General features: G+C 44.6%; 19 protein-coding genes, 1 pseudogene and 1 riboswitch. Of the genes and pseudogenes, 1 reads left to right on the forward strand and 19 read right to left on the reverse strand.

The window, feature by feature from the left end:
• Nucleotides 1-6: 6 nt before the first annotated feature.
• From AOT13_RS01865 to AOT13_RS01900, 8 genes are all read right to left on the reverse strand, one after another.
• On the reverse strand, nt 7-1,191 hold the full coding sequence (locus tag AOT13_RS01865) for a M20 family metallopeptidase (RefSeq protein WP_003247709.1): 1,185 nt from the start codon (nt 1,189-1,191) through the stop codon (nt 7-9).
• Nucleotides 1,192-1,215: 24 nt separating this feature from the next.
• Nucleotides 1,216-2,445: a Zn-dependent hydrolase gene (locus AOT13_RS01870; RefSeq protein ID WP_042384785.1), complete on the reverse strand. Its 1,230-nt coding sequence runs from the start codon at nt 2,443-2,445 to the stop codon at nt 1,216-1,218.
• Between the two features lie 142 nt (nt 2,446-2,587).
• Complete coding sequence (locus AOT13_RS01875) at nt 2,588-3,889, reverse strand: helix-turn-helix domain-containing protein (RefSeq protein WP_013876128.1); 1,302 nt, start codon at nt 3,887-3,889, stop codon at nt 2,588-2,590.
• A complete protein-coding gene (locus AOT13_RS01880) occupies nt 3,865-4,101 on the reverse strand; it encodes a hypothetical protein (protein WP_148259566.1) in 237 nt (78 codons plus the stop codon). The genes AOT13_RS01875 and AOT13_RS01880 overlap by 25 nt, the downstream gene beginning before the upstream one ends.
• Nucleotides 4,102-4,514: 413 nt before the next feature.
• Nucleotides 4,515-5,474, reverse strand: coding sequence for a sporulation protein (locus AOT13_RS01885; protein ID WP_003247704.1), 960 nt, complete (start codon nt 5,472-5,474; stop codon nt 4,515-4,517).
• Between the two features lie 109 nt (nt 5,475-5,583).
• A complete protein-coding gene (gene ytaF / locus AOT13_RS01890; RefSeq protein WP_003247702.1) occupies nt 5,584-6,243 on the reverse strand; it encodes a sporulation membrane protein YtaF in 660 nt (219 codons plus the stop codon).
• A 109-nt stretch (nt 6,244-6,352) separates the two neighbouring features.
• Nucleotides 6,353-8,188 carry an APC family permease gene (locus AOT13_RS01895; RefSeq protein ID WP_003247700.1) on the reverse strand — a complete coding sequence of 612 codons (1,836 nt, stop codon included), beginning with the start codon at nt 8,186-8,188 and terminating at the stop codon, nt 6,353-6,355.
• A 128-nt stretch (nt 8,189-8,316) separates the two neighbouring features.
• A riboswitch (cyclic di-AMP (ydaO/yuaA leader) is annotated at nt 8,317-8,463 on the reverse strand.
• A 155-nt stretch (nt 8,464-8,618) separates the two neighbouring features.
• Nucleotides 8,619-9,959 carry a TrkH family potassium uptake protein gene (locus AOT13_RS01900; RefSeq protein WP_003247699.1) on the reverse strand — a complete coding sequence of 447 codons (1,341 nt, stop codon included), beginning with the start codon at nt 9,957-9,959 and terminating at the stop codon, nt 8,619-8,621.
• Between the two features lie 484 nt (nt 9,960-10,443).
• Between AOT13_RS01900 and ltaS the strand changes: the two genes are divergently transcribed.
• Nucleotides 10,444-12,384, forward strand: a complete 1,941-nt coding sequence (gene ltaS, locus AOT13_RS01910; protein ID WP_173662690.1) for a lipoteichoic acid synthase — start codon at nt 10,444-10,446, stop codon at nt 12,382-12,384.
• 13 nt (nt 12,385-12,397) lie between these two features.
• Here ltaS and AOT13_RS01915 read toward each other — a convergent pair whose 3' ends face one another.
• From AOT13_RS01915 to erm, 11 genes and pseudogenes are all read right to left on the reverse strand, one after another.
• On the reverse strand, nt 12,398-13,723 hold the full coding sequence (locus AOT13_RS01915; protein ID WP_003247695.1) for a S8 family peptidase: 1,326 nt from the start codon (nt 13,721-13,723) through the stop codon (nt 12,398-12,400).
• Between the two features lie 282 nt (nt 13,724-14,005).
• Nucleotides 14,006-14,267 (reverse strand): annotated as a pseudogene (locus AOT13_RS19295) (efflux RND transporter permease subunit); the annotation flags it as partial.
• 19 nt (nt 14,268-14,286) lie between these two features.
• On the reverse strand, nt 14,287-14,997 hold the full coding sequence (locus tag AOT13_RS01920) for a DsbA family oxidoreductase (RefSeq protein WP_003247693.1): 711 nt from the start codon (nt 14,995-14,997) through the stop codon (nt 14,287-14,289).
• A 141-nt stretch (nt 14,998-15,138) separates the two neighbouring features.
• Complete coding sequence (locus AOT13_RS01925) at nt 15,139-15,831, reverse strand: DUF1129 family protein (protein ID WP_003247692.1); 693 nt, start codon at nt 15,829-15,831, stop codon at nt 15,139-15,141.
• A complete protein-coding gene (locus tag AOT13_RS01930) occupies nt 15,828-16,160 on the reverse strand; it encodes a PadR family transcriptional regulator (RefSeq protein ID WP_003247691.1) in 333 nt (110 codons plus the stop codon). Before AOT13_RS01930 ends, AOT13_RS01925 begins: the two co-directional genes overlap by 4 nt.
• A 551-nt stretch (nt 16,161-16,711) precedes the next feature.
• Nucleotides 16,712-17,938: a threonine synthase gene (locus tag AOT13_RS01935; protein ID WP_042384790.1), complete on the reverse strand. Its 1,227-nt coding sequence runs from the start codon at nt 17,936-17,938 to the stop codon at nt 16,712-16,714.
• 458 nt (nt 17,939-18,396) lie between these two features.
• A complete protein-coding gene (locus tag AOT13_RS01940) occupies nt 18,397-18,846 on the reverse strand; it encodes an SgcJ/EcaC family oxidoreductase (protein WP_003247689.1) in 450 nt (149 codons plus the stop codon).
• Between the two features lie 121 nt (nt 18,847-18,967).
• On the reverse strand, nt 18,968-20,173 hold the full coding sequence (locus AOT13_RS01945; RefSeq protein ID WP_003247687.1) for a trans-sulfuration enzyme family protein: 1,206 nt from the start codon (nt 20,171-20,173) through the stop codon (nt 18,968-18,970).
• 289 nt (nt 20,174-20,462) lie between these two features.
• Nucleotides 20,463-21,212, reverse strand: coding sequence for a MerR family transcriptional regulator (locus AOT13_RS01950; RefSeq protein ID WP_003247685.1), 750 nt, complete (start codon nt 21,210-21,212; stop codon nt 20,463-20,465).
• Nucleotides 21,213-21,374: 162 nt separating this feature from the next.
• Entirely contained in the window at nt 21,375-22,250 is an 876-nt protein-coding gene (locus AOT13_RS01955; protein ID WP_003247683.1) for a putative RNA methyltransferase, read from the reverse strand.
• A 28-nt stretch (nt 22,251-22,278) separates the two neighbouring features.
• A complete protein-coding gene (gene erm, locus AOT13_RS01960; RefSeq protein ID WP_003247681.1) occupies nt 22,279-23,133 on the reverse strand; it encodes a 23S ribosomal RNA methyltransferase Erm in 855 nt (284 codons plus the stop codon).
• Nucleotides 23,134-23,521: the final 388 nt, after the last annotated feature.

Genomic DNA, 23,521 nt, shown 5'->3' on the forward strand with positions numbered 1-23,521 from the left:
AAGCTTTTATGACGCTTCCGCCAATAATTTAAACGCCGCATGGACAAACAGGCGCACGCCAATTTCTAACGCATCTTCGTCGATGGTAAAGCGTGGATGATGATGCGGATAGACGATGCCTTTTTCTTTGTTTCCTGCACCGACATAGAAGAAGCTGCCCGGGGCTTTTTGCTGGAATGCGGAAAAATCTTCGCCGCCCATATTTGGCTTTATATGGTCAACCGCTTCCTCCCCAAATACTTCGCGCACCGTTTCCTCAATCACGCGGGTAACCTCGTTATTGTTAATGACCGGACGGTAGCCGTATTCAAATTCAAATTCATATGTCGCGCCATGCGCTTCGGTTATGCCTTTAATAATCCGTTCCATTAATTTCGGCACACTTTTTCTCAGTGTCTCATCGAAACTGCGCACCGTTCCTTGAATTTCAACGCTTCCCGGAATGACGTTATGCGTCGTTCCTGCGACAAATTGCGTTACCGACACGACCAGCGGTTCAAGCGGATCAACATTGCGCGAAACAATATACTGCAAGTTGGTTACCACTTGGGCGCCGACCGCAATCGCATCAATCGTTTGATGCGGCAGCGCCGCGTGTCCGCCTTTGCCATGGATGCGGATGAAAAAGCGGTCTGGGGCCGCCATCATCGGTCCGTACACAATGCCAATTTTGCCGCGCTCAAGCGGCGACCAAAGATGAGTGCCGATCACGACATCAACGCCGTCCATGACACCGGCCTGCACCATTTCTTCTGCACCGCCTGGATGCAACTCTTCGGCATGCTGGAAAAGAAAACGGATTTCCCCTTTAATTTGATCGCGCAGCTGAGAAAGAATTTTCGCCGTTCCTAAAAGCATCGCCGTATGTCCGTCATGCCCGCACGCATGCATCACGCCGGGATTTTTCGAAGCAAATGCAAACGTGTTTTCTTCTTGAATCGGCAACGCGTCCATATCGGCGCGAATCGCCACCACTCTCCCCGGCTGAGGCCCGATCAGCCGCGCCATCACGCTTGTTTTGGTTGGCCGTGAAATCTCCAGATTTCCAAACGACTGCAATGTCTCATAAACAAACTGCGCCGTTTTTTCTTCCTGAAAAGACAATTCAGGATTTGCATGCAAATGACGGCGCCAAGCAATCACTTCCTCTTTCACTTCATCGACAAGCCGTTTGATCTCTTCATTGGTCATGTGTTCTTCCCCCCTTTTTTTCATTTATGCTGTCATCGCCAAACTTAACACCGTATGATACAAAACATTCGCTCCGGCCGCGCAGTCTTCCTTCGAACTCCATTCCTCCGGGCTATGGCTGACCCCATCTTTCGAACGGACAAAAATCATCCCAATCGGACAAAGTCCGGCAAGCTGCACTCCATCATGGGAAGCGCCGCTCGGAAGAGTGAAAACATCAAAACCAAGCTGCCGGCAGGCCTCTTTCGCTGCGTTTTGCACAAGCTCGGAACATAATACTGGAGGCATCTTTTGCAATAATTCGACCGCGACGTCCACGTTTCGCTCATTGCCAATTTGTTTCGCCCGTTCGATAATCGACAGGAATACGCTATCGCGCACAGCCGCGTCCAAATCCCGCAAATCTAAGGAAAATTCGACCCGCTCCGGAATGATATTAATTCCTCCTGGGAACACCTGCATTTGTCCGACAGTGCCAACGGTCGTTCCCGTTTTTTTCGCCTCTTGCTCGATGACTTGGATAATCTGTGCCGCAGCAACAAGCGGATCGCGGCGAATGGGCATTGGCGTCGCTCCGGCATGTTCCGCTTTTCCTTTAACCGTTAATTTCGCCCATATGAGCCCGGCAATCCCTGTGACAATGCCGACGGGAAGATTCGCTTGTTCCAGCACACGCCCTTGTTCGATATGCAACTCGACATATGCTTTCACCGATCCTTTGCGCCGCGCCGCCTTGCCGATTTTGCCAGGGTCAAGCCCCGCTTCTTCCATCGCAGCGGCAAGCGAAATCCCATATTTGTCTTGATGAACAAGTTCTTCCTCCGACAACGTTCCCGCCATCCCGCGGCTGCCGATCATTCCGTAACTAAAACGAGCCCCTTCTTCATCCGTAAAGGCAACGACTTCAATCGGATGCTTCGTTTTCACCCCGCGCTCGTTCATCGTCTGCAATACTTCCACAGCGGCAAGCACCCCGAGCGGGCCGTCAAACATTCCCCCGTTATAAACTGAATCAATATGCGACCCAACAAGCACGGCAGGTGCGTCTTTTTCTTTTCCTTCTTTGCGCCCGATTAAATTGCCAACAGCATCTTCATATACAGCAAGCCCTGCTTCTTTCATGTAAGAAGCGACTTTCTCCTTTGCGGCGCGTTCTTCCTTTGTAAACGATAAGCGGGTTATCCCTCCAGAAGGCTGCTTTCCGATGGTTCCTAATTCCAACAAGCGGTTCCAAAGCCGGTCTCCATTAATCATTTCATTCCTCCCTTCCTCCTATAATTACGGATGAATTTCGGTTATGTCCTTAATTATAATATAATTGTTTAAATCTTTAAATAATTTTATTTATAAAAAAATACAAAAAAATATAACGGACAATTAGGTTTGCCCGCTATCGTCATCCTAAAAAAATGCGATATACTTTTCTTGGACGGCCGCGTGGATACGGATTCGTTTCACCGACTACCTCTGCTAATCCTTTCATTTCCAATTCATGAAGGATCCGCCTTGCGCTTCTCGGCAAAATTTGCATATACGCTGCTAGTTCATAAGCATTCATCTCGTTTTTCCCAAGCTTCCGCAATATGGCGCTGATTTTGCTTAACGTCGCGACGCTCAAATTCGTTTTTTGGCTGATCGCTTGCAATTCCGCACAATCAAACGAATAGCGTATTTGTTCCGCACGGCCTAGCGGTCCGGCAATCGTATCGTCATCAAATACGACCATCCATGTGCCTCTTCCGTATTTCTTCGCATGAAGAAACGCTTTTCCGGCGTGGATTTCGGCCTCATAAGCCGTTCTTCCTACCCCGATTCCGCATGCGGCAATTTCGCGATCCATATCTTCCAATTCTTTGATCGTCGGAATTATTTTATAATGATCGGTAATGTCCTTTAATGCTCCTCTTGTCGTAAAAATAACATACCGGCCGGGACCGGCGATTTTCAATGATCCTTGTATTTTTTTGGCGTATTTCAGCAACTTTTCCGTTACTTTCATTTCCATTTTATATATTTCATCTGTCGAGAACGTTTCATTGGAGATCGCAAATAACGAATCCACTTCCATCATCTGAACAGCAATTTGCGCATCTTGAAAGCGCAACATTTCACCGGTGCGGATAATCATTTGCACAACCGACTCCACCGCAGAACGGGCAGGCAGCACCCGGTACACCGGCACGCCGAGCTTCTCTAATTCAAGCTGCGCCGTCCGCAAGCAGGTCACCGCCGCTTTCGTCAATCCTTGCTTCCACAACCCATAATGATACTGTGCCAGCGCTGCCGCGGAAATCCCGCCCTGATAATGTTTCACGTACGGAACCCGCTCACCAATCCCCACTTCCTCCAGCAGTCGCTCAATTTCCGACGGATGGTACGTGTCAAAACTTAATTGCTGGACAGGAATTTGCCGCTCATAATAAATACGCAGCAGCGTCCGGTACAAACTTGCCCCTGTGTGCGGAACATAAAACATGGGGCAATCGATTTCTCCCCATTCCTTTACAATAGAATAAGGAACTTGTCCAGAAAAAAGCCACATATCCACTTGATGCATATACGGACGAATGAAATCGATGATTTCCTCTTCATCCCAATATATAACTGGTATGCAATGCAGCTCTTTATATTCATTTGTAACATTTTGAATAATGGCTAACGAGTCGTCTGCCCCTAATATTCCCAGCCGTATGCGAATCGCCTGTCCCTCCTTTTCAAAGCCGAAAAATTCCTTGTTGCCAGTACAGCAACCGGCATATCAACCAGCAAACCAGCGATCATTTTTTCGGCGATAGCGCGAATTTCTTGGCGATCATATGTTTTGTTTGCCACCGCTTCAAAAACTCGCGCACCGCTTCTATTGATGTGATGATCTAACTCCTGTTGATTTCGTTCTTTTCCAATGCGCATTTCCCCGGCCGCATACAATAATAGAGCATGTGAATGGTTTGCCCATCACCGCCTCAGCAATCTTTATCTTTTTTCCCGCTTTCACAAGAGCATGGGGCGTTTCTTTCCCATTTCATTTAATCACTCTTTTTTATGTCTTTATTCTATCAAAAAGGTGGAAAACCGCATCCGCAAAAATAAAAAATTTTCTTCATTTTTTATATTTGTTGCATGTTCAGACAGAAACCACCGTTGAAAGCCAATGAATAAAAAGAGGGTGTCCCAAAATGGGAGGAACACCCTTCACGTATACAAAGAGGAAAACGGTATATGGTATTTCATTTGTATTCAAACAATCAGCCAGCTGATTCTGGAAGCAAAAGGGAAGAAAGCGTCCGAATTTCGTTTGTATTCAAACAACCAGCCAGCCTCTTTTATAAAATATCATCTCCGCCATCGAACCAATCGCCTATATCGTCCATCACATCTTCTATGCCATCATCCAATGCGTCCTCAACGACATCCTCGAGCAATTCCTCCGCCACCATGCCTGCCAGCATTCCTGCCGCAAATCCTCCGATTGCTCCCATCATGCCGTGTCCGCCATGATGATGGGAGACATGCTGCGAAGGATAAGAGGAATATGGAACATGCGACGGGCCAACGTAAGAACGAGGCTGTTGTATCATTTCTCCTATCACCGCGCGCAATTTTCCCGACATTTCTTCCACATTCTCTATTTCCTCATTACTGAAGAATATTTCCCGTTTCAGTTCCGTTTCATGAAAGCCGCCAAACCCACTCCGCACATCCACTTCCAAATATAACCGGATTCCATTTTCTTCAATTTGCGCAGAAAATTCTACTTCTTCCACAACTCCCATCCACTCTTTCGTCGGGAAAAACGCAAATTCTTGGCCATATGCAGTTATTTTCCCTGAAGAAGGTTTTTCACGGAAGCCAATATTTCCTAATGCATGAAACAGTTTCTCAAGCGGCAGCGGAGGAAGAATATCGATCGCGTCTTGATCAAAAGCATCGACCCCGTCCGCAATATCTAAACGTGTTACAAACGCGTAGCGCACGCGGGGCCGAGTAATTGGCAAATGCAATGGAAGCACATACGAAAACGGCAATGCCTTTCTTTCGCCTGGCTGGATCGTAAATGAAGAAGAAACTGGAATGACGGCAACCGTGCGCCGGTATGCTTTCCCATCCGCTTGCACCATAAGCTGCAATTCCACCTCTAATTTGCGGATGTGCTGCTCCACCGTCCCTCCTTCAATGAGAAACTCTCCTTTCAATTGCTCGCCAACGCGGACACGCGGATGATGAAGCACAAGGTCTACTTTCGCGGCTCCAACTCCAAGTTTAGACAACAGCTTTTTCCACATTCGTTCATCTCTCCCCATGGAAATATCGTTTCTATGAATAGCTACGAATACAACGGCCGAAAAGATTCAACATAAATATCCTAAAGGTCATTGCCTTTAGGATGATAGTCTAAAAAAATATTTTCATGATGCCGAGGCAGATTAAAATCGTGCCTGGGATGACTGTTACCTTTCTTACTGCCTTTATCTTGGAGAGCAGATTTCCCGCTTTTAACCCTAAACCAATAAAAATGATATTTAATGTGCATACCAATAAGGCAAGCAGCAATGGCGGATACTTTAAAAACGAGGCACTGATCCCCGCGCCAAACGCATCCATCGACAGCGCAAACCCAATCAGCATCGCCTCTTTCATGCTAATGCTTCCTGAACTGTCCAAATCCCCCATCGCCGGGCATTTTAACACTTGAACAACGATGCCAAACCGTTTCAATTGAAACCTCCATGCTTTTATGCGGGGCGGAGGCGCCAGCGGTTCCATCTTTTCCTCCTTATCCGTTTCTTTTTTGACCACATTGTAAATCGCCCAAATGCCAAGCGCAATTAAAATGGCGGAAGCCAGCCACCGTTCCGCCTGCCCCGGCAAGAACAGCAGAAACACACTGCCGACACACATGGATAACAACAACATCGCGCCGGACATGCAGGCGATGACCAGCTTGGAGCGAAGCGGAAATTGAATTTTCCTGATTCCGTATGTCACCCCAACGCTTAAACTGTCCATACTGACGACAAAGGCTAACATGATCATCGATATATATTTCCACATTGTTCGTTCCTCCTGCGTTACTATATGCAATCATTCACGCAGAGGGAACTTTTTTGCACATTCGACATGCATCGATTTCCGGGGAAATATTTCCGCCTTTATCGACACATTATTCTTTTAAATGATATGGCAACGTCGCGATAACAATATCCTTTTTCATAATCAAGAAAAAGCGCAAAACAACCGCCGTTTGATTATGCAAGAGCGCATGCCACCATTTTTTGACGACGAATTGCGGCATTAAGATCGTTATCGGTGAACTGTTTGCTTGTTTTTCCACTTCATTAATATAGTCTAATATTGGCGAAAGAATGGTGCGGTAAGGGGAATAAATTACCCGCAATGGAATATCAGGATAAAATTTTTCCCATTTTGCTCTTAACTTTTGTTCCTCCTCCTCGTAAAAAATCACCGAGACTGCTGTGATATCGTTAGAAATGCTGCGCGCGTACTGCACCGACTGTGCGACTACTTTACTTACCCCGGAAATCGGAATGATCACTTTTGGCTTTAACATTTTTTCACGCCGCGTCCATTCTTGCTCGTCCAGCTTTAACTGTTCTCCTAACTTTACATAATGGTCGTGAATGCGGTAAAACAGCCATACTAACGATGGAATCGCGACAATGACTAACCATGCCCCTTGCGTAAATTTCGCCACCACCGTAATAACAGTGACCAGCCCCGTTACCGTCATTCCTGTCATCACGATCACTAATGTCGTTATATTCCGCTTTTCTTTCTCTTTCCATATTTTCTTTAACAATCCGCTTTGGCCGATCGTGAACGAAAGAAATACGCCTACCGCATACAGCGGGATAAGGGAATGAGTTTCACCGTGAAACGCGACAATGAGCACGATCGCCAATATGCTTAAAAGAATGATCCCATTGGAAAATACAAGACGGTCACCGCGCGCCGATAAGCTTCTCGGCAAAAACCGGTCGTTGGCGATAATGGAAGCGAGCTGCGGAAACCCGGCAAAGCTCGTATTGGCAGCCAGCACTAAAATGAACATCGTAATCATTTGAAACAGGTAAAAGAAGATGCTATTCCCGAACACATGATGGCCAATTTGGGAAATGACTGTCTTATGTTCCACTGGCGTCACGCCGAATCCCGCCGCCAACACGGTAATTCCTAAAAACATCGTGCCTAATAAAAGAGACATCCATCCCATCGTAATCGCCGCGTTTTTTGAGCTGTCCGGCTTGAATGCCGGGACACCGTTGCTAATCGCTTCTATTCCTGTCATTGCCGAACATCCGGACGCAAACGCCCTCAATAAAATAAACATGCTATACCCTGAGGCAAAAAAGTGTGCCGCAGAAGCGTGCTCTTTGTAATTAAATCCATGCCACCCTTCATGCCATAGCTGCCATCCCCCGGCAACAATAAGCACTAACACGGAAATAATAAACAAGTACGTTGGATAAGCAAATACCGTTGCCGACTCGGTAATTCCACGCAAGTTTAGAATCATGAGCAGCAATACAAGGGCAACCGCGATTTCCACCTTCCACGGCAGCAACCCCGGAAAAGCGGAAGTTAATGCGGCTACGCCAGAGCTAATGCTGACTGCCACAGTAAGAACATAGTCAATCATTAATGCCGCGCCGGCAACGAGGCTAGTCGTCGTGTTCAAATGATCTCTCGCAACCACATACGCTCCGCCGCCAGACGGAAAAGCGTAAATAATTTGCCGATAGGACAACGTAACAAGCAGCAGCAACACTAAGATGGCAACCGCAATCGGCAGCGAATAAAAGAACACGCTCGTTCCTAACAACATTAATACCAATAAAATTTCTTCTGTTGCATACGCGACCGATGAAAGCGCATCGGATGAAAACACCGCTAAAGCCTTCCATTTTGGTAGTTTTTCGTGTTGCAGCCGTTTAGTTTCCATCGGCGAACCTATAAGCAAACGCTTCAAAGAAGCCATCCGCTTTTCCCCCTCTTCTCTGTCATCCTTTAATTCGTTTTCTTTGTTCATTCATGATCATTACAAAATGAAAAAAACCGTTGAGGATGCACTCAACGGCTGCATTAGGCAAATGTTTCCCTTTACTTTACATCCCCCCAAAACGCTTACGAGGTTAGCTGTCGGGTTAGGGCATGGAGAGGTAGCCCTTCCTCATCGGATTCACCCCAAGTAACGCACATGCGCGTTACTAAATTGGTTCCCCCGCTCCATTAAGGATTCAGCGATTTTTCCTATATGATTATTCAATGATAGCTGCTATGTTACTCCTCTTTTTCGTTCCTGTAAAGGGGCAACAAAAAGGGATTCAAGGGAATTTTGCTTATTTTACCGCTTTTTCTTGTTTCTTTTTCTTTTTTTCGCATGTTTTTGCTTATTTTCTGCTTTCCGTTTAGCCAATCATAATTTTCCCTTTCGGATAACGGAACGGATCTGGCTTGCGATGCAACGTTACAGCGTAAGCGATCGTTAATGGCCCGACCCTTCCGGCAAACATCGTGCACATAATGATCACTTTTCCGAATGGAGACAGCTCCGGTGTCAGTCCCATCGATAATCCTACCGTGCTAAACGCCGACGTTGCTTCAAATAAAATCATTAAAAAATCTTTTCCCTGTTCCGTAATAGTGAGCAACATCGTTACAAATATGACGATGAACAATCCGCTGATCGTCACGGTCAGCGATTTATAAATCGTATCATACATAATCCGTTTTTTAAAAAAGACTACATCTTCTTTTCCTCTTATTTGCGACCAAACCGCTCCCAACAATATCGCAAAAGTGGTTGTCTTGATGCCGCCGCCGGTTGAACCGGGAGAGGCGCCAACAAACATAAGAAAGATGATCAAAAACAATGTCGGTTGCGTTAAATCAGAAATATTTAACGTGTTCGATCCGGCTGTTCTCGGTGTTACCGCTTGATAAAGAGTGGCCAAAAACTTGCCAAGCGGCGATAATGGCTCAAGCGTGTTCGGGTTGTGAAACTCAAGTAAAAAAATAAGCAAAATGCTGGACGCCAACAATATGCCGCTTGTGGCAACCGCCACTTTCGTATGCAATGAAAAGCGGCGCGTCTGCCGATATTCATATACTTCATTCATCACGATAAACCCGATTCCGCCCAATGTAATAAGCGCACATATAACAAGTGTGACAACCGGATCTTCCACATATCCTGTCAAACTGCGGAAATTCCCCATTAAATCAAAACCGGCGTTATTAAAATTAGAGACCGCATGAAACATGCCAAAATAAAAAGCTTTTAACAACGGCATGTCAAACGAGAAACGAACCGCTAACAATAAACCGCCTATCAGCTCAATCACAACAGTAAAAATTAATACCCGCTTCACTAAACGAACAATTCCCTCTATGGTCAAATTATTCATCGCTTCTTGAAGCAATAACCGTTCTTTTAAAGAAATTCGTTTTCCAAGCAAAAACGCAAAAAGTGTCGCAAATGTCATAAATCCAAGTCCGCCAACTTGAATCAGCGCCAAAATCACAAGCTGCCCGAACAATGTAAACGCCGTTCCCGTATCCACTACCACCAGCCCCGTTACACACGTCGCCGACGTTGCCGTAAACAACGCGTCTAAAAAAGGAAGGCCTTTTCCGTCATTTGTCGCAATCGGCAGCATTAACAGCGCTGTGCCGACCAAAATAATCACGGCAAATCCAGCTACTAACACTTTCGGAGGGTCTAAATAATATTTTCGTGCCTTTTTCATCCCGGCATCCTTCCCTCACTTTTTATCCGTTTTCTTTAGTTCTTCATCAAGCATAGAAAAAATATACCAAAAAAAGAGAGAAGTTTGGTACACTAAATTTTGAATCATAATGGACGATTCGCTTAATAAAATGAGTAAAAGGTGCAACCATCCATATATCCCCACATAAAAAATTTTTTACATAAATTATGAAACTATTTATCTTTCTTTTTCGTCTATATACAGCAGAGAGAAGTGCTTGTTCAAAAGAGAAAGGGGGCGGCAGCGGGAAAAGGCAAATTGATTGGAAATATGTTAAAAACATTCCATTTGACTTTATATAAAATAGATATTATGCTACTTGACGTAAAGATTTTTCAACATAAAGTGATGGTTTCACGTTTTTCATGCTGCACTTCCTTTGTGCAGCTGTTGTTCATATATTCATAGTTACTTGAATAACGGATAAGGAGGCGAAGAGGACGTGAAGAGGATTGGCGGAAAGCTGTTAGAAAAATACCGTTCTCTCCCTGATCAATATATCAGTTTTTTTATTTTTGCCATATTTTTGTTCTGGATGAAAACATATGCCGCTTATCAAGCTGAATTTCATTTAGGCATAAGCAATTCCATGCAGGAATTTCTATTATTTATCAACCCGGTTAGTTCGGCGGTTTTCTTTTTCGGATTGGCATTATTAGCGAAAGGAAAGCGGACATATACATGGCTTATTATCATTAATTTCGTTTTATCGTTTATTTTATACGCCAACATCGTGTACTACCGATTTTTTAGCGATTTTATTACGCTTCCGACGCTAACGCAAACGAAAAACTTTGGGGATTTGGGCAGCAGCATTTGGGAATTAATCAAATGGTACGATATTTTCTACTTTTTAGATACGGTGATCTTAATTGCCATTGTCACTTCCAAACGTTTTTCGCTGCCGGCAGTCCAAGTCGGGCGTTATAAAAAAAGCATCGTGTTCGCCATTGCCGCGCTTATTTTCAGCGTGAACCTTGCATTGGCGGAAATGGACCGTCCGCAATTGCTGACAAGAACGTTTGACCGCAATTATATTGTGAAATATTTAGGCGTTTACAACTATTTGATTTATGACGCCGTGCAAAGCATGAAATCATCGACACAGCGCGCTTTTGCGAATAAAAGCGATATTACGACGGTTTTAAACCATGTGCAAGCAACGTATGCGAAACCAAATCCGCAGTATTTCGGCGTTGCCAAAGGAATGAATGTCATTTACATTCATCTGGAATCGTTCCAAAACTTTTTGATTAACTATAAATTGCATGGCCAAGAGGTAACGCCATTTTTAAACTCGCTTGTGCGCGATCCTAATACGTTTTACTTTGATAACTTTTTCCATCAAACCGGACAAGGAAAAACGTCGGACGCTGAATTTATGTTAGAAAACTCGTTGTTTGGGTTGCCGCAAGGAGCGGTGTTTACGACAAAAGGGCAAAACACCTACCATGCCGCACCGGCGCTTCTGCACCAGCACGGATATACGACGGCCGTATTCCACGGCAACTATAAAACGTTCTGGAACCGCGACGAAATTTATAAATCGTTTGGTTTCGACCATTTCTTTGACGCAAGCTACTATGACATGAGCGATGAAAATGTGCTTAACTACGGATTAAAGGATAAACCGTTCTTTAGAGAGTCGATTCCGTTGCTAGAATCGTTAAGAGAGCCGTTCTATGTAAAATTTATTACGCTGTCGAACCATTTCCCTTATCCAATAAGCGAAGAAGATGCCACGATCGAACCCGCGAATACAGGCGATGGCTCGGTCGACCGTTATTTCCAAACGGCCCGCTATTTGGATGAATCGTTAAAAGAGTTCTTTGATTATCTGAAAAAATCCGGCTTATATGACCGTTCTGTCATCATTTTATATGGCGACCATTACGGAATCTCTGAAAATCACAATAAAGCGATGTCACAAGTGCTAGGAAAAGAAATTACGCCGTTTGAACACGCGCAATTGCAGCGGGTGCCTCTATTCATCCGCGTCCCTGGCGTCAAGGGCGGAATCATGCATCAATACGGCGGGCAAATTGATTTATTGCCAACGGTTCTTCACTTATTGGGAATCGACACGAAAAACTATGTTCACTTCGGTACAGACTTGTTGTCGCCAGAACATCAAGAAATCGTGCCGTTCCGTAACGGTGATTTTGTCACTCCGACCGTTACAGCAGTCAATGGAAAATATTACGATTCAAAAACGGGCGAACCAATTCCGGAAACTCCGGAAGTCAAACAGTTGGAGCAAATCGTCCGTACTAAACTCGACCTCTCGGATAAAGTCGTATATGGCGACTTGCTACGCTTTTACACACCAAAAGGATTCAAACCGGTCGATCCTACTAAATATGATTACAACAATCGCGACGAAGAAAAAAAGGGAAGCAAATAACAGCTTCCCTTTTTTATTTCGCCAACAGCCCAATCGCCCTTTGCGCATCGACATATCCCGCCCCGTATATATTCGGATCCCGGTCTTTCCATAAACCTGCTCCTTCTTTTAATGCCCTTTTAATTTCATCTGGCGTCGCATCCGGCTTATATTGAAGCATTAGCGCGACAATGCCGGCACAGATCGGCGTCGCCATCGATGTTCCCGACATGCTCATATAATATTGCCCGATGCGGTTTTGTTTTTGATATTTATCGAGGAAAGACTTTGGCGCACGCAAGGAAACGATATTGACCCCTGGAACGACAATATCCGGCTTGCTCACTCCATAGTAAGTAGGGCCGCGGCTCGAAAAATCGGCAATTTCATCATCTTCTCTTGTCTCTGCCGTATCGCGGTCGTCCAAAGCGCCAACCGTTATGATTTTATCGCTAATCCCCGGGCTTGAGATCGTTCGATATTCCGGCCCCGCGTTTCCAGCTGCCGCACAGACGACAATGCCCTTGTCCCATGCCTTTTCCGCCGCTTGAACAAGCGGATCGTCATTCTCTTCTGGAAATGGCTGCGATTCGCCGCCTAACGATAATGAAATAATATCGATTTTTTCGTCTTTGCTCGTTTCATTGTATTGTATGCACCATTCAATACCGCGAATAATCGTATCAAGCCTTCCTGCCCCCACCTTATTGAGCACTTTCACTCCGACTACATTTGCTTCATATGCGGGCCCCCTATACAATCCGGAAGAAACCGAGCCGTTTCCGGCGGCGTCCCCGGCGCAATGGGTGCCATGCCCGTTATCATCGTATGGTTCCGTACGTCCGTTGACAAAATCGACAAATCCGGCGATCCGCCCCTCTAAATCAGGATGCGGATAAATCCCTGTGTCGACAATCGCAATCGTCACTCCTTTTCCGCTTAATGCCGTGCCGTTTACAGCGACGTTTTTGGCGTTAGCGGACGGAACGGCGTTATTCAACAGCGCGCTTACTTTTCGGTTTAAGTATACTTTTTTCACATCGTGCCGCTGCAAAATTTGCTCTAATGCTTGCGGGGTCACTTCAGCACTGCATGAAGGGATATAGCGGAATTGATGATGAATTTTCATGCGGAAATGTTGTTTTTCCACTTCTTTAAGGGCAAAAACGCCATTTTCTTCGTGAAATTGAATGATGACCGGAATTCTTTTCATCTTTTTCATCCATCTTTCGAGCTGTTTATGAATGATACACGGAGTATACAGAAAAGGTTTATATATGCTTACCAGAAAATGACGCAAAGGACGGTCTAATTTATGTGCATAATGACGCGCCAGTTGAACGATGGAATACTCAAACATTCGCTTTCCTCCTTTTAGCGAAACTCCGGTTATACTCTATGAAAAAGGAGGAACTTCGCAACGGCTTGTGCCATAGGACAAACCAATCAAAAAAAGCCTGTCACACTTTGTTGAAGTATGACAGGCTCAAACTGCCGGCAAAAAATTGTGCATGTTTTCAATAACAGTGGGAAGAATAGGAAACTATGTGAATAAAAAGGGAGGACGGCGCTTCGCCCTCCAAAGTCATTCGCCAGTTTTTAGCTTATCGACAAAGCCAAGAGAACATCCCTTTTTCATTATTTACGCTTTCTGCTCTGCTTTCGCTTGTCTCATAAAGAACAGTTTATACATCACCGGAGTGCTGATGAGCGTGAGCAATGTAGACGAAGTAAGCCCACCGATGGCCGTAACGGCGAGAAAATTAACGTTCCTGATGTTCTGTTAGCGCAAGCGGAATGAGGGCAGCCACCGACGCAAACGTTATCATTAAAATCGGACGCAAGCGCGTTTTTCCTGCCTCTATGAATGCAGCACGAATCACCATTCCTTTTTGTTCGCGATCTGTCTGGTTGTTTTTGCGTTCATTGTACTTGGCAGCTGCCGTCAGTGCATTGGCCTCCTCCGTCCGATGACAGCGGCTGCAATGGCGAGGTTGTCTTTTCCTCTTCCCATACTTTTTCAAGCGCCTGCATAAACACTTCTATCGGTTGCGCGCCGGAAATCGCGTATTTGCGGTTCAGGACAAAGAACGGCACGCCGCGGACGCCCAAGCGGGCTGCCTCTGCCTCGTCCTTTCTCACTTCATCGCCATAACGGCTGCTTTCGAGAACTTGTCTCGCTTCCTCCCGATCGAGACCGGCTTCGCCAGCCAGATCGATGAGCACGTTATGGTCGCTAATTTGTTGCGAATCGGTAAAATAGGCTTGAAACAGCCGCTCCGCCACTTCCGGAAGTTTTCCTCTCTCTTCCGCATATTTGGCAAGGCGGTGGGCGTCAAACGTATTCGTCGGCTTCATTGTGTCAAAGCGAAACGTCAGCCCGACAGACTCTGCTTGTCTGCCAATATCGGCATTGACCCTTTTCGCTTCTTCGACCGAAATGCCGTATTTTTTCGCAATGATTTCATGGATCGACATATCATAATGCTTTTTCGCATCAGGATCCAGCTCAAAACTGCGGAATACGACTTCGACTTGGTCTTTATGCGGAAACTGCTCAAGCGCTTTCTCCAACCGGCGTTTTCCGATATAGCAAAATGGGCAGACAAAATCGGACCAAACTTCGATTTTCATCCTATATGCACCTCGGTTTAAGCTCTCCGTTGCATCAACAACAAGAAAGCAAAATTTATGGTTCCACCTTATTGTAGCGAATCGCCATGCGGATATTCAAATAAATGAACTTGGCATGCATAAAGGACGTACCGCTCATCATTATTTGGTAATGCGAAACTTCTTATTGAGCTGCCATGTCACAGCGAATACAAACAAGCCGAAAAGGATGCGAACCATTCCTCCCGCTTCGATGCGGTAACCAAATTCAGGGACAAGCTTTTTGGCAAGGACAAACATGCCGATAACAAGGCAGCAAGCAAACCAAATGCCCAAAAACTCTTTCACCTTGCCGCCAAAGGTGCTCGAATCATCATGAAAAGCAGATTTTCTAATCCAGCGCATAACGAGAGCAACCGCTAACAAAATAACAGCAAAATCAATAACAAACAAAACAGACGCTTTTCCAAGATACACGGTATCATCCACATCGGTAAACCATTCAGCCACCAGTTCTACTGCACCTGTCACCAAGACACCGAGAGCGAATAAGCGGACCGCCAAATAGCCAATAAACGCATATATATTTCTCTTTTTTTCCTTTGGCAACTGGCGGATCAGTTCATCGCAATATGCCTTTGCATCTGTTCCAAATATATCTTCCGCCATTTTGCCATGCTTCTGCGCCTCTAACAAATGATCTAGCAATTCCATCAATAACTCTTCGCTTTGCTGTTCGGATAATAATAATTGGGAACGGATATAAACAAGCATATTTTCGTAGTAGTTCCGATTATGTTCATTCAATTGTTTACGCTTTTCATTATTAAGCGCAACCAAATCTTTCGCGTTCATTCCATGTTTCCCCCTCGCAAAATTTTCTCGACCGGCTTGCGGATGCTCTCCCATTCAGCGATGAAGTCTTGCAGCGCTTCCTCCCCTTTTTCTGTCAGATGGTAATACTTTCGCTTCGGTCCTGAGGGGGAATCGCGCATTTCCCCCTTAATCAGCCCTGCTTTTTGCAGCCGAAGCAACAGCGGATAAATGGAGCCTTCACTAACGTCATTAAGGCCAAACTTCTGCAGCTTTACCGACAGTTCATAACCGTACACAGATTCCTTTTTAATAATGGCCAAAATGCATCCTTCCAGCACTCCTTTTAACAGCTGGCTTCTGAGCGACATGTTTTCCAACTCCTTATGTATCTTGTAATACAAGATAGTTAGTGAAAGAAAATGTATCTTGCATTGCAAGATACCTACTGTTTATTATATATTCATTTTCATCTGGTTTCAACCAAAATATTCCTTACATTTCAGTGTTGATTTTTAGGCCGCAGACAAAAATATCCGAAAACAGATCTTATTCAACTAATCTCTGTTAGTCAACCGTGCCATGTTTATCGTGTCACAGGATGAAAGTTAATTCACTCTTCCATAGGAGACTTTCATGCCATATGCAGCACCATTAAATGAATGATAGTTGAACAAGAAAATCAATCATATTTTTTATCGAGAACTAAACTAAAATCTAAAAATCCTTAAAAAATTAAGGTAGCACATATTAGTTGATTGAAGTGACCACTATCAAGTTAGACAGGGGTAAGACCATAACAAATGTCCTCTTTTTTACTGTCTTACCTGTAGGGGATAATACCACAAGAGAAGATCACTTTTTTCATTAACGCAACATCTAGTTCCATATAACACTACAAACCCTTTCCTCCCCTAAATTTTCAAGAATAATCTTTCCTCTCAGGTAAATGATCACCTGGTTGCAGGATTGGCACCTCGATACTCACGGTATGCGTATATTTCAATCCTATTCCCGTATTAAGAACGACAACCCTTTCTCCCCTACGAATCCATCCTCTCTCGCGCAGACGGCGGGCAGCTACAAACGCCGCAGCCCCTTCCGGACAAATAAAAGCCCCCTCGAGATTAGCAACGTTTCGCTGCTCATTAATGATGGCATCGTCTTCTACAGCAATCGCGCACCCATCTGTTTTATACAGAGCATCTAATACGAGGAAGTCCCCCAAAGCTTTCGGCACATTAATCCCGAAAGCAACAGTCGAAGAGTTTGGCCAGAATTCCGATACCCGTTTCCTTTCATTCCAGGCTTTTACAATAGGAGCGCAATTTTGCGCCTGTACAGCCACCAGCCTTGGCATCTTTCCTTGCACCCATCCAAGATCCTGCAATTCTTTCAGCACCTTATAAATCCCTATCAGCCCGACACCTCCCCCGGTCGGATATAAAATGACATCAGGGAGTTGCCAAGAGAATTGCTCCGCTATCTCCAATCCCATCGTTTTCTTACCTTCAATACGGTAAGGCTCTTTAAGCGTAGAGGCGTCATACAGGTTTCGCTCCTGGATTGCTTTGCTGACTATGGCCCCTGCATCGCTGATTAAACCGTTCACCAAGTAAAGATCGGCTCCAGCGATGGCACATTCGTTCCTTGTAATCGTTGGAGCGTCCACTGGCATTACAACAGTTACTTGAATCCCTGCCCTAGCTGCATAAAGCGACCACGCCGCTCCTGCATTTCCATTTGTCGGCATAGCCAACTTTTTGACTCCCAGTTCTTTTGCTTTTGATATACCAACAGCTGCCCCTCTCGCTTTAAAGGTTCCTGTCGGAATTACTCCTTCGTCCTTCATATATAACTGCTCGATATCCATGTCTTTACCAAGCCGAGGCATAGGAACAAGCGGCGTCATGCCTTCTCCTAAAGAAACGATATGTTCAGGATTTTCTACGGGTAATAATTCGTGGTACCGCCATAGGTTAGGCTCTCTGCTTGCAATAATTTCACGGCTTAGGTCTGCGCGTAACGCGTCAAGATGGTATGCGACAAGCAGCGGCGAACCGCACTCACATAGCTGATGCTTTTTATTTGTGCCATATGTTTTTTGACACTTCGGACAGTACAAATGGGATACATAACTGAATGGCATGGTATCCTTTCTCCCTTATTATTAAAATATGTAATATCGTATTGGATTAATATGTTTTTATGTCCGTAATAATATAACCATATTTATCCGCTGTCAATATATGATGTGTGCTTTATTTATCGTATACGAAAAAACATGTTTCGTTTTCTCCCCGTTACGTTAGCGAACGGAATCTTCCCGCCATCCCTTTATGTAGTGCATATCAACACCTTTGTTTTATCGGGTTTTTCTGCTGACATTCTAACTTCCAACTCCTCTCCATCACATTCAAAAAGAAGAGCAATAGCGTACACTTATAATACCTAGTGGATCCTTCTCCGTAAACATCCCTTTAGAGCTTAAAACACACTAAACCCCAGGTCATAATGACCTGGGGTTTAAAACGGACAAGGAGATATTTCATCTGAAAAGCTAAAAATAGGCGCCTATCCCGCCATCGCGCTCGATGGTGTCAAGACTTACTTAAGCAACTGCCTTAATTCCTCGGTCATTTGCTCGGCCAACTCAGGTCTTCCGTGAAACTGAGCCGGGGTATTCTGAAACAGCTCGATCCGCCAGCACTCTTCGTTCTTGACTGCGACAAGCGTGTGATGCGCGTTGAGCTTCGGATCGACATCTGACTGTCCAGGCGACACCATTCCTGCTATAGCGCGTAAAATGGCAATGTCAGAAGCGAGAAAACGCACATCTTTCACTTTGCTCACATATGGGGGAGTGGGATGATTTTCAAAGATCGGGTGAAGATGGGCAAAGATCTCCTCCCGTCCAATTGCCTGGGTCCCATCAAAGCCGATGAGCTCGCCCTTCTCTGTAAATTGCTCCGCCATTGCAGCGGCATTGCGGTCATTCCATCCATCTAACAGCCGTTGATAGAGCGCGATGACTTCATTTGCTGCAGAAGATTTCACACTAATTCTCCTTTCGTTTCTTGACAAGCTGGTTCTATTATAGCACATATGTTCGTTTTCAAAAATCAAAAGTTTCCCTCCTTCCCCGCGTTTCGAGGAGGGAGACTTTTCGGGAAAAATGTTAAACTACCTGCAAAGCCTGCCACACATCTGCTTTCAGATCATCGATATGTTCGAGCCCGACCGAGAATCGCACGAAATTGGCCGGAATCCCAGCTGTTTTCATCTGCTCCTCGGTCATCACTCCTTCCCACATCGCTGCTGTATGTACCACAAGGGAATCGACGCCTCCCAGGCTCACTGCGTTAGGCGGCAGTTTTAACGCGGAAACAAACCGCTGAGTTTCTTCATAACCGCCTTTAATGGCAAAGGCAATGACCGCCCCGAACCCGCGCATCTGCCGTTTGGCCAATTCATGTTGCGGATGGCTCGGAAGACCAGGATAATACACCCGCTCTACCTGCGGCTGCTCCTCCAAAAATTCAGCCAAAGCTAAAGCGTTGGCGTTAATGCGTTCCATTCGTATCGGAAGCGTACGCAGACCGCGCAATAACAGCCATGCATCCATTGGCGAAAGGACCGAACCGATGGAAATATGCGTCTGCCAAATGCGCTCCGCCAACTCCTTGCTCGTGCAGATGACACCAGCTGTCAAATCATGGTGCCCACCTAAATACTTTGTTGCGCTGTGAATAACGACATCGACGCCTAAATCGTGAGGCCGCTGATTGATCGGCGACGCAAATGTGTTATCGGCCACGACGATAATCCCTCGCGGACGCGCCAGCTCCACCACCGCAGCCAAATCCGTCAATACTAAAGTCGGATTAGCTGGCGTCTCCACCATGATGAGCTTTGTGTTCGGCCGTATCGCTTCCGCAAAAGCGTTAATGTCCGCTTGCTCGACCAGCGTCACTTCCACACCAAACCGCGGCAACATCTCATCCATGATCTTGGCGGTGCTCATATAATGCCGCGTCTGTGCGATCACATGATCTCCCGCACTGACCAGAGTCAAAATGGTCGTAGCGATTGCCCCCATCCCGGAACCAGTGACAAGCGCGGTTTCCGTGCCTTCCAGCTCCGCCATAATCTTCGCTACGCGCTCATGCACTGGATTGCCGTAACGCGTGTAATACCGGGGATGCCGGGGCGTTCCCGCCATTTCCGCAAATTCGCGGGAATTATGGGCACGAAACGTAGCTGTGTAATAAATTGCCGGAGCCACCGTTCTGTCATCGATGACCCAATCATCGCCATGTATAACCAACGTTTCCGTCCGTAACCCTTCAAGATTCATCTCTTCACGATGATCACGTTTATCCATCCGCTTTCTCTCCTTTACTTTTCTTGATAAAAACAGGCAATGCCGCCGATGATGTCTCGCATAAATCAACAGCAAAATTCACAGAACCTTAATGTATTTCAGAATTTAATACATATTATATAATTTTTCTTAAAAAAAAGTAAACCCATCGTTATAGATGGATTAAGTCAGGGATTGGCGGTATATTTTCCCCTTCCCTGTTGTTTGCAAAGATGCTCTCTTCCCATCTTCCCGCGGCAGCGCCATCTATGTAAAATAAAAGCAGGGCAAGCCCCTGCTTTTGTTCACATTATTTTTTGTTTTTATCCGCAAAGACTGCCATAGCATCGCGCATAAACTTCGCTAATCCTTCCCCAAATTGGTCGATGTTTTTGGTGAAGCGTGCATCATCCACGTACATTTGCCCTAATCCTTTGAACGCTTCGAGCGAGTAATTGCCAAAGTTATTGTTCAAAAAATCATACCATTCTTTAATTGCCGCTTGCGCCTCTTCTGATTCAGGAGAGCCATGGCGAAGGGCCGCAAGTTTTTGATAGATCGAATTCATTGCTTTAACTATAGCTTCTTGTTCTTCTTTAGACATGTTCCTCAATTTGGCATTCGCATTGTCGACAGCTTCATCTCCCCAGAGTTTACGGGCTTCTTGTTCGTATGGATTATGACGAAAATCAAAGCCTTCAAACTTCTCTTTGTTCGTCATTTGAATTTCTCCTTTCATATGCTGAATGGTCTTATCAATCGTAGCAATCATTTTATCAAGCCGCCTGCGTTTCTCCAGCAGCATTTTTCGTTGCAGCACCAACGCCTCATATCGATCAAACGAAGGACTATTGATAATTTCTTTGACTTTTTTTAAAGGGAAGCCAAGCTCTTTGAAAAATAAGATTTGTTGCAATTTCTCAAGGTCATCATCTGTATAAAGGCGATAACCGGACTCGGTTGTCTTCTCTGGGGTTAATAGCCCGATTTCATCATAATAATGCAGTGTGCGCACACTAATGCCAACTAAATCTGCCACTTCTTTCACTTTCATTGCCATCATTTCGGCCTCCCTTCAACATTCACTATAAAGTATCACGTGACGTGAGAGTCAACATATGTTTTGAAAAATATTGCATTCGATGCACAAAATATGCATAACACCGTTCAGAGATCCGAACGGTGTTAACTAAACAAAGCCATCTGTAAACGCAAAATGACCTTATTTTTTTCCAATTAAAACATCTAGATCGATGGTTATTTCGGATAAATTCATGTTTAACAATGCCTCTATCTTTTCCGCTGTTGCAGACCATGATAAAGGAGTCATGCGAATCAACGGTGAAATCAGCGCTTTACTCAAAGAAACACTGTAACACAACCGAAACATGTCCACAGTTTCAAAGTTAGCATTAAATCTTCGAACTATCTTTTGATTAGAATAAGACTGCTTTTCTGGTTCATCAAAGAAAACTTCTCTTAGTTCTTTCAGATAATCACTTCGAGGAACCACTTTTATGACGATGCCGTTGTCATTCAGCAGTCTTTGGAATTCTTTATAGTTTGCTGGCGACAGGATGTTAAGGATTACGTCAAATGTGTTGCTCTTAAAAGGGCTGTGTGCAAGATCAGCGACGCACCAAATCATGTTTGAATGATGCTTAGCTGCTACCAAAATACCCTCTTTCGCTATATCAATCCCCACTCCCAATACTTCACCGGTGGAATGAGAACTGATTTTCTGCTTGATCCTGGATAAATGCGATCCCTCTCCGCATCCTGTGTCTAGTATTTTTACCGTTTCTTCCTCTAAACGCACGTCATTTTTTATCCATTCACTAACCATCCTGTATAACGGTTCAAAAAATCCACTTTCAGCAATAATCTTACGTGATTCAAATAATTCTTTATCGTACCTCGATGCGAGAGAACGAGTCATCAAATTTACATATCCCTGCTTGGCGATATCAAAAGTATGGTTGTTAGAGCAAATTAAACTTTTCAAGTCCACGATTCCCATAGGAGACGAACAAATTGGACATTGGAAAATCTTTTCAAATTTATTGATCAGTTCGGCGCATATGATTTTTTTGCTCATTTAACAATGCCCCCACCTTTTATAATAATTAGTTATTTTTGTGCTTTTTGGCTTTTGGCCAGTACGGACGTTGAACATACTGGACCATCGTATGGAAAACAATCCCCCACTGAATTTCATTCAGCAAACAAATGGCTATATTTCGGTTGACGCCGAGATTTCGAACCAAACGGGTTATTTGCGGAGGAGTAAACACTCCTTTCAACGCTTCGTACAATGGCAGTTGCGGATATTTCAAAGCATATTCAGCCAACCCTAAAAAACTGTCATGATATTTGTATGGAATGCTAAGTTTCTTTTTCCTCCGTATGATTAAGATGGCGGAATCTACCTTTGGTGGAGGGGAAAAGTTTTCACGAGAAATTTCTCTTACATATCCTAAATCAAACCACATTCGCCACTTTAAAATAAGCGGATTCGTAATGGGATAAGAAGTGAAACGCTTAGCTGCTCCTTTTTCCATCACTAACACGGCTCTTTGTAATGAATTAGCAGGTTGATGAAGAAGCATTTTCATAATTGGCGTCGTAATAGCATATGGGATGCCAGCTACGACAATAAAAGGTTCTTTAGGAAGATGAAGCTTTAAAATATCTTGTTGAATAACTTTAATATTAGGATAAGCTTCCGCTTTTTTCTTAAGAATCTCTACAAAGCGAGGGTCATACTCTACAGCGATAACCTTTCCTGCTTTTTCTGCCACCGGAAACGTCAATGCTCCTTTTCCCGCTCCAAGATCCAATACGGTGTCATTAGAAGTCAAATTTGCTATTTGAATTAAGTCATTAATGATCCGCTTGTTATGCAAAAGATGTTGACCAGAAAAATTAGGCCACTCTATATATTTGCGAATCTTACGATTACGTTTATTTTGTTTTTTCATATAGATCCTCCATTACTTTGACAAAATAAAAAAACACAGGCGATCTGCCTGTGTTTCAGTAAAGGAATATGGACCTATCTAAGAAACCAAAAAGGATCAGTGATTTTCAGAAGAAAACGATGATTCATTTCCCGGTCACAATTCTGGCCTTCCAATAAAGAATGGCATACTTAACTTAACCTGCCCACACGTCATAAAATAACAGCAAAAAAACCAAATGCATGCGGTGTGGATAAAAATACGAAGAAACATTCCTTATCGAATATTGTTGAAAGAAAAACAAAAAAGGGGGCAGATTCGCCCCCTATTTTTCCGCATTATTATAAAACAACAGGGTTCCTTAAAAATAGGCAGACCAATCCCATTTACTCTACACACAGGCAGAGCC

Source organism: Parageobacillus thermoglucosidasius (genome assembly GCF_001295365.1).
Taxonomy (GTDB): Bacteria; Bacillota; Bacilli; order Bacillales; family Anoxybacillaceae; genus Parageobacillus; species Parageobacillus thermoglucosidasius.

What these genes read in the sequence shown, in the direction of transcription:
- AOT13_RS01880 (WP_148259566.1), bottom strand. Translation starts at nt 4,101, where the DNA reads ATGCGCATTGGAAAAGAACGAAATCAACAGGAGTTAGATCATCACATC.
- AOT13_RS01950 (WP_003247685.1), bottom strand. Translation starts at nt 21,212, where the DNA reads ATGGCAATGAAAGTGAAAGAAGTGGCAGATTTAGTTGGCATTAGTGTG.
- AOT13_RS01885 (WP_003247704.1), bottom strand. Translation starts at nt 5,474, where the DNA reads ATGTGGAAAAAGCTGTTGTCTAAACTTGGAGTTGGAGCCGCGAAAGTA.
- AOT13_RS01945 (WP_003247687.1), bottom strand. Translation starts at nt 20,173, where the DNA reads ATGGATAAACGTGATCATCGTGAAGAGATGAATCTTGAAGGGTTACGG.
- erm (WP_003247681.1), bottom strand. Translation starts at nt 23,133, where the DNA reads ATGAAAAAACAAAATAAACGTAATCGTAAGATTCGCAAATATATAGAG.
- ytaF (WP_003247702.1), bottom strand. Translation starts at nt 6,243, where the DNA reads ATGTGGAAATATATATCGATGATCATGTTAGCCTTTGTCGTCAGTATG.
- AOT13_RS01930 (WP_003247691.1), bottom strand. Translation starts at nt 16,160, where the DNA reads ATGTCGCTCAGAAGCCAGCTGTTAAAAGGAGTGCTGGAAGGATGCATT.
- AOT13_RS01925 (WP_003247692.1), bottom strand. Translation starts at nt 15,831, where the DNA reads ATGAACGCGAAAGATTTGGTTGCGCTTAATAATGAAAAGCGTAAACAA.
- AOT13_RS01920 (WP_003247693.1), bottom strand. Translation starts at nt 14,997, where the DNA reads ATGAAAATCGAAGTTTGGTCCGATTTTGTCTGCCCATTTTGCTATATC.
- AOT13_RS01870 (WP_042384785.1), bottom strand. Translation starts at nt 2,445, where the DNA reads ATGATTAATGGAGACCGGCTTTGGAACCGCTTGTTGGAATTAGGAACC.
- AOT13_RS01900 (WP_003247699.1), bottom strand. Translation starts at nt 9,959, where the DNA reads ATGAAAAAGGCACGAAAATATTATTTAGACCCTCCGAAAGTGTTAGTA.
- AOT13_RS01935 (WP_042384790.1), bottom strand. Translation starts at nt 17,938, where the DNA reads ATGCCATTCAGTTATGTATCCCATTTGTACTGTCCGAAGTGTCAAAAA.
- AOT13_RS01895 (WP_003247700.1), bottom strand. Translation starts at nt 8,188, where the DNA reads ATGGCTTCTTTGAAGCGTTTGCTTATAGGTTCGCCGATGGAAACTAAA.
- AOT13_RS01865 (WP_003247709.1), bottom strand. Translation starts at nt 1,191, where the DNA reads ATGACCAATGAAGAGATCAAACGGCTTGTCGATGAAGTGAAAGAGGAA.
- AOT13_RS01955 (WP_003247683.1), bottom strand. Translation starts at nt 22,250, where the DNA reads ATGAGCAAAAAAATCATATGCGCCGAACTGATCAATAAATTTGAAAAG.
- AOT13_RS01915 (WP_003247695.1), bottom strand. Translation starts at nt 13,723, where the DNA reads ATGTTTGAGTATTCCATCGTTCAACTGGCGCGTCATTATGCACATAAA.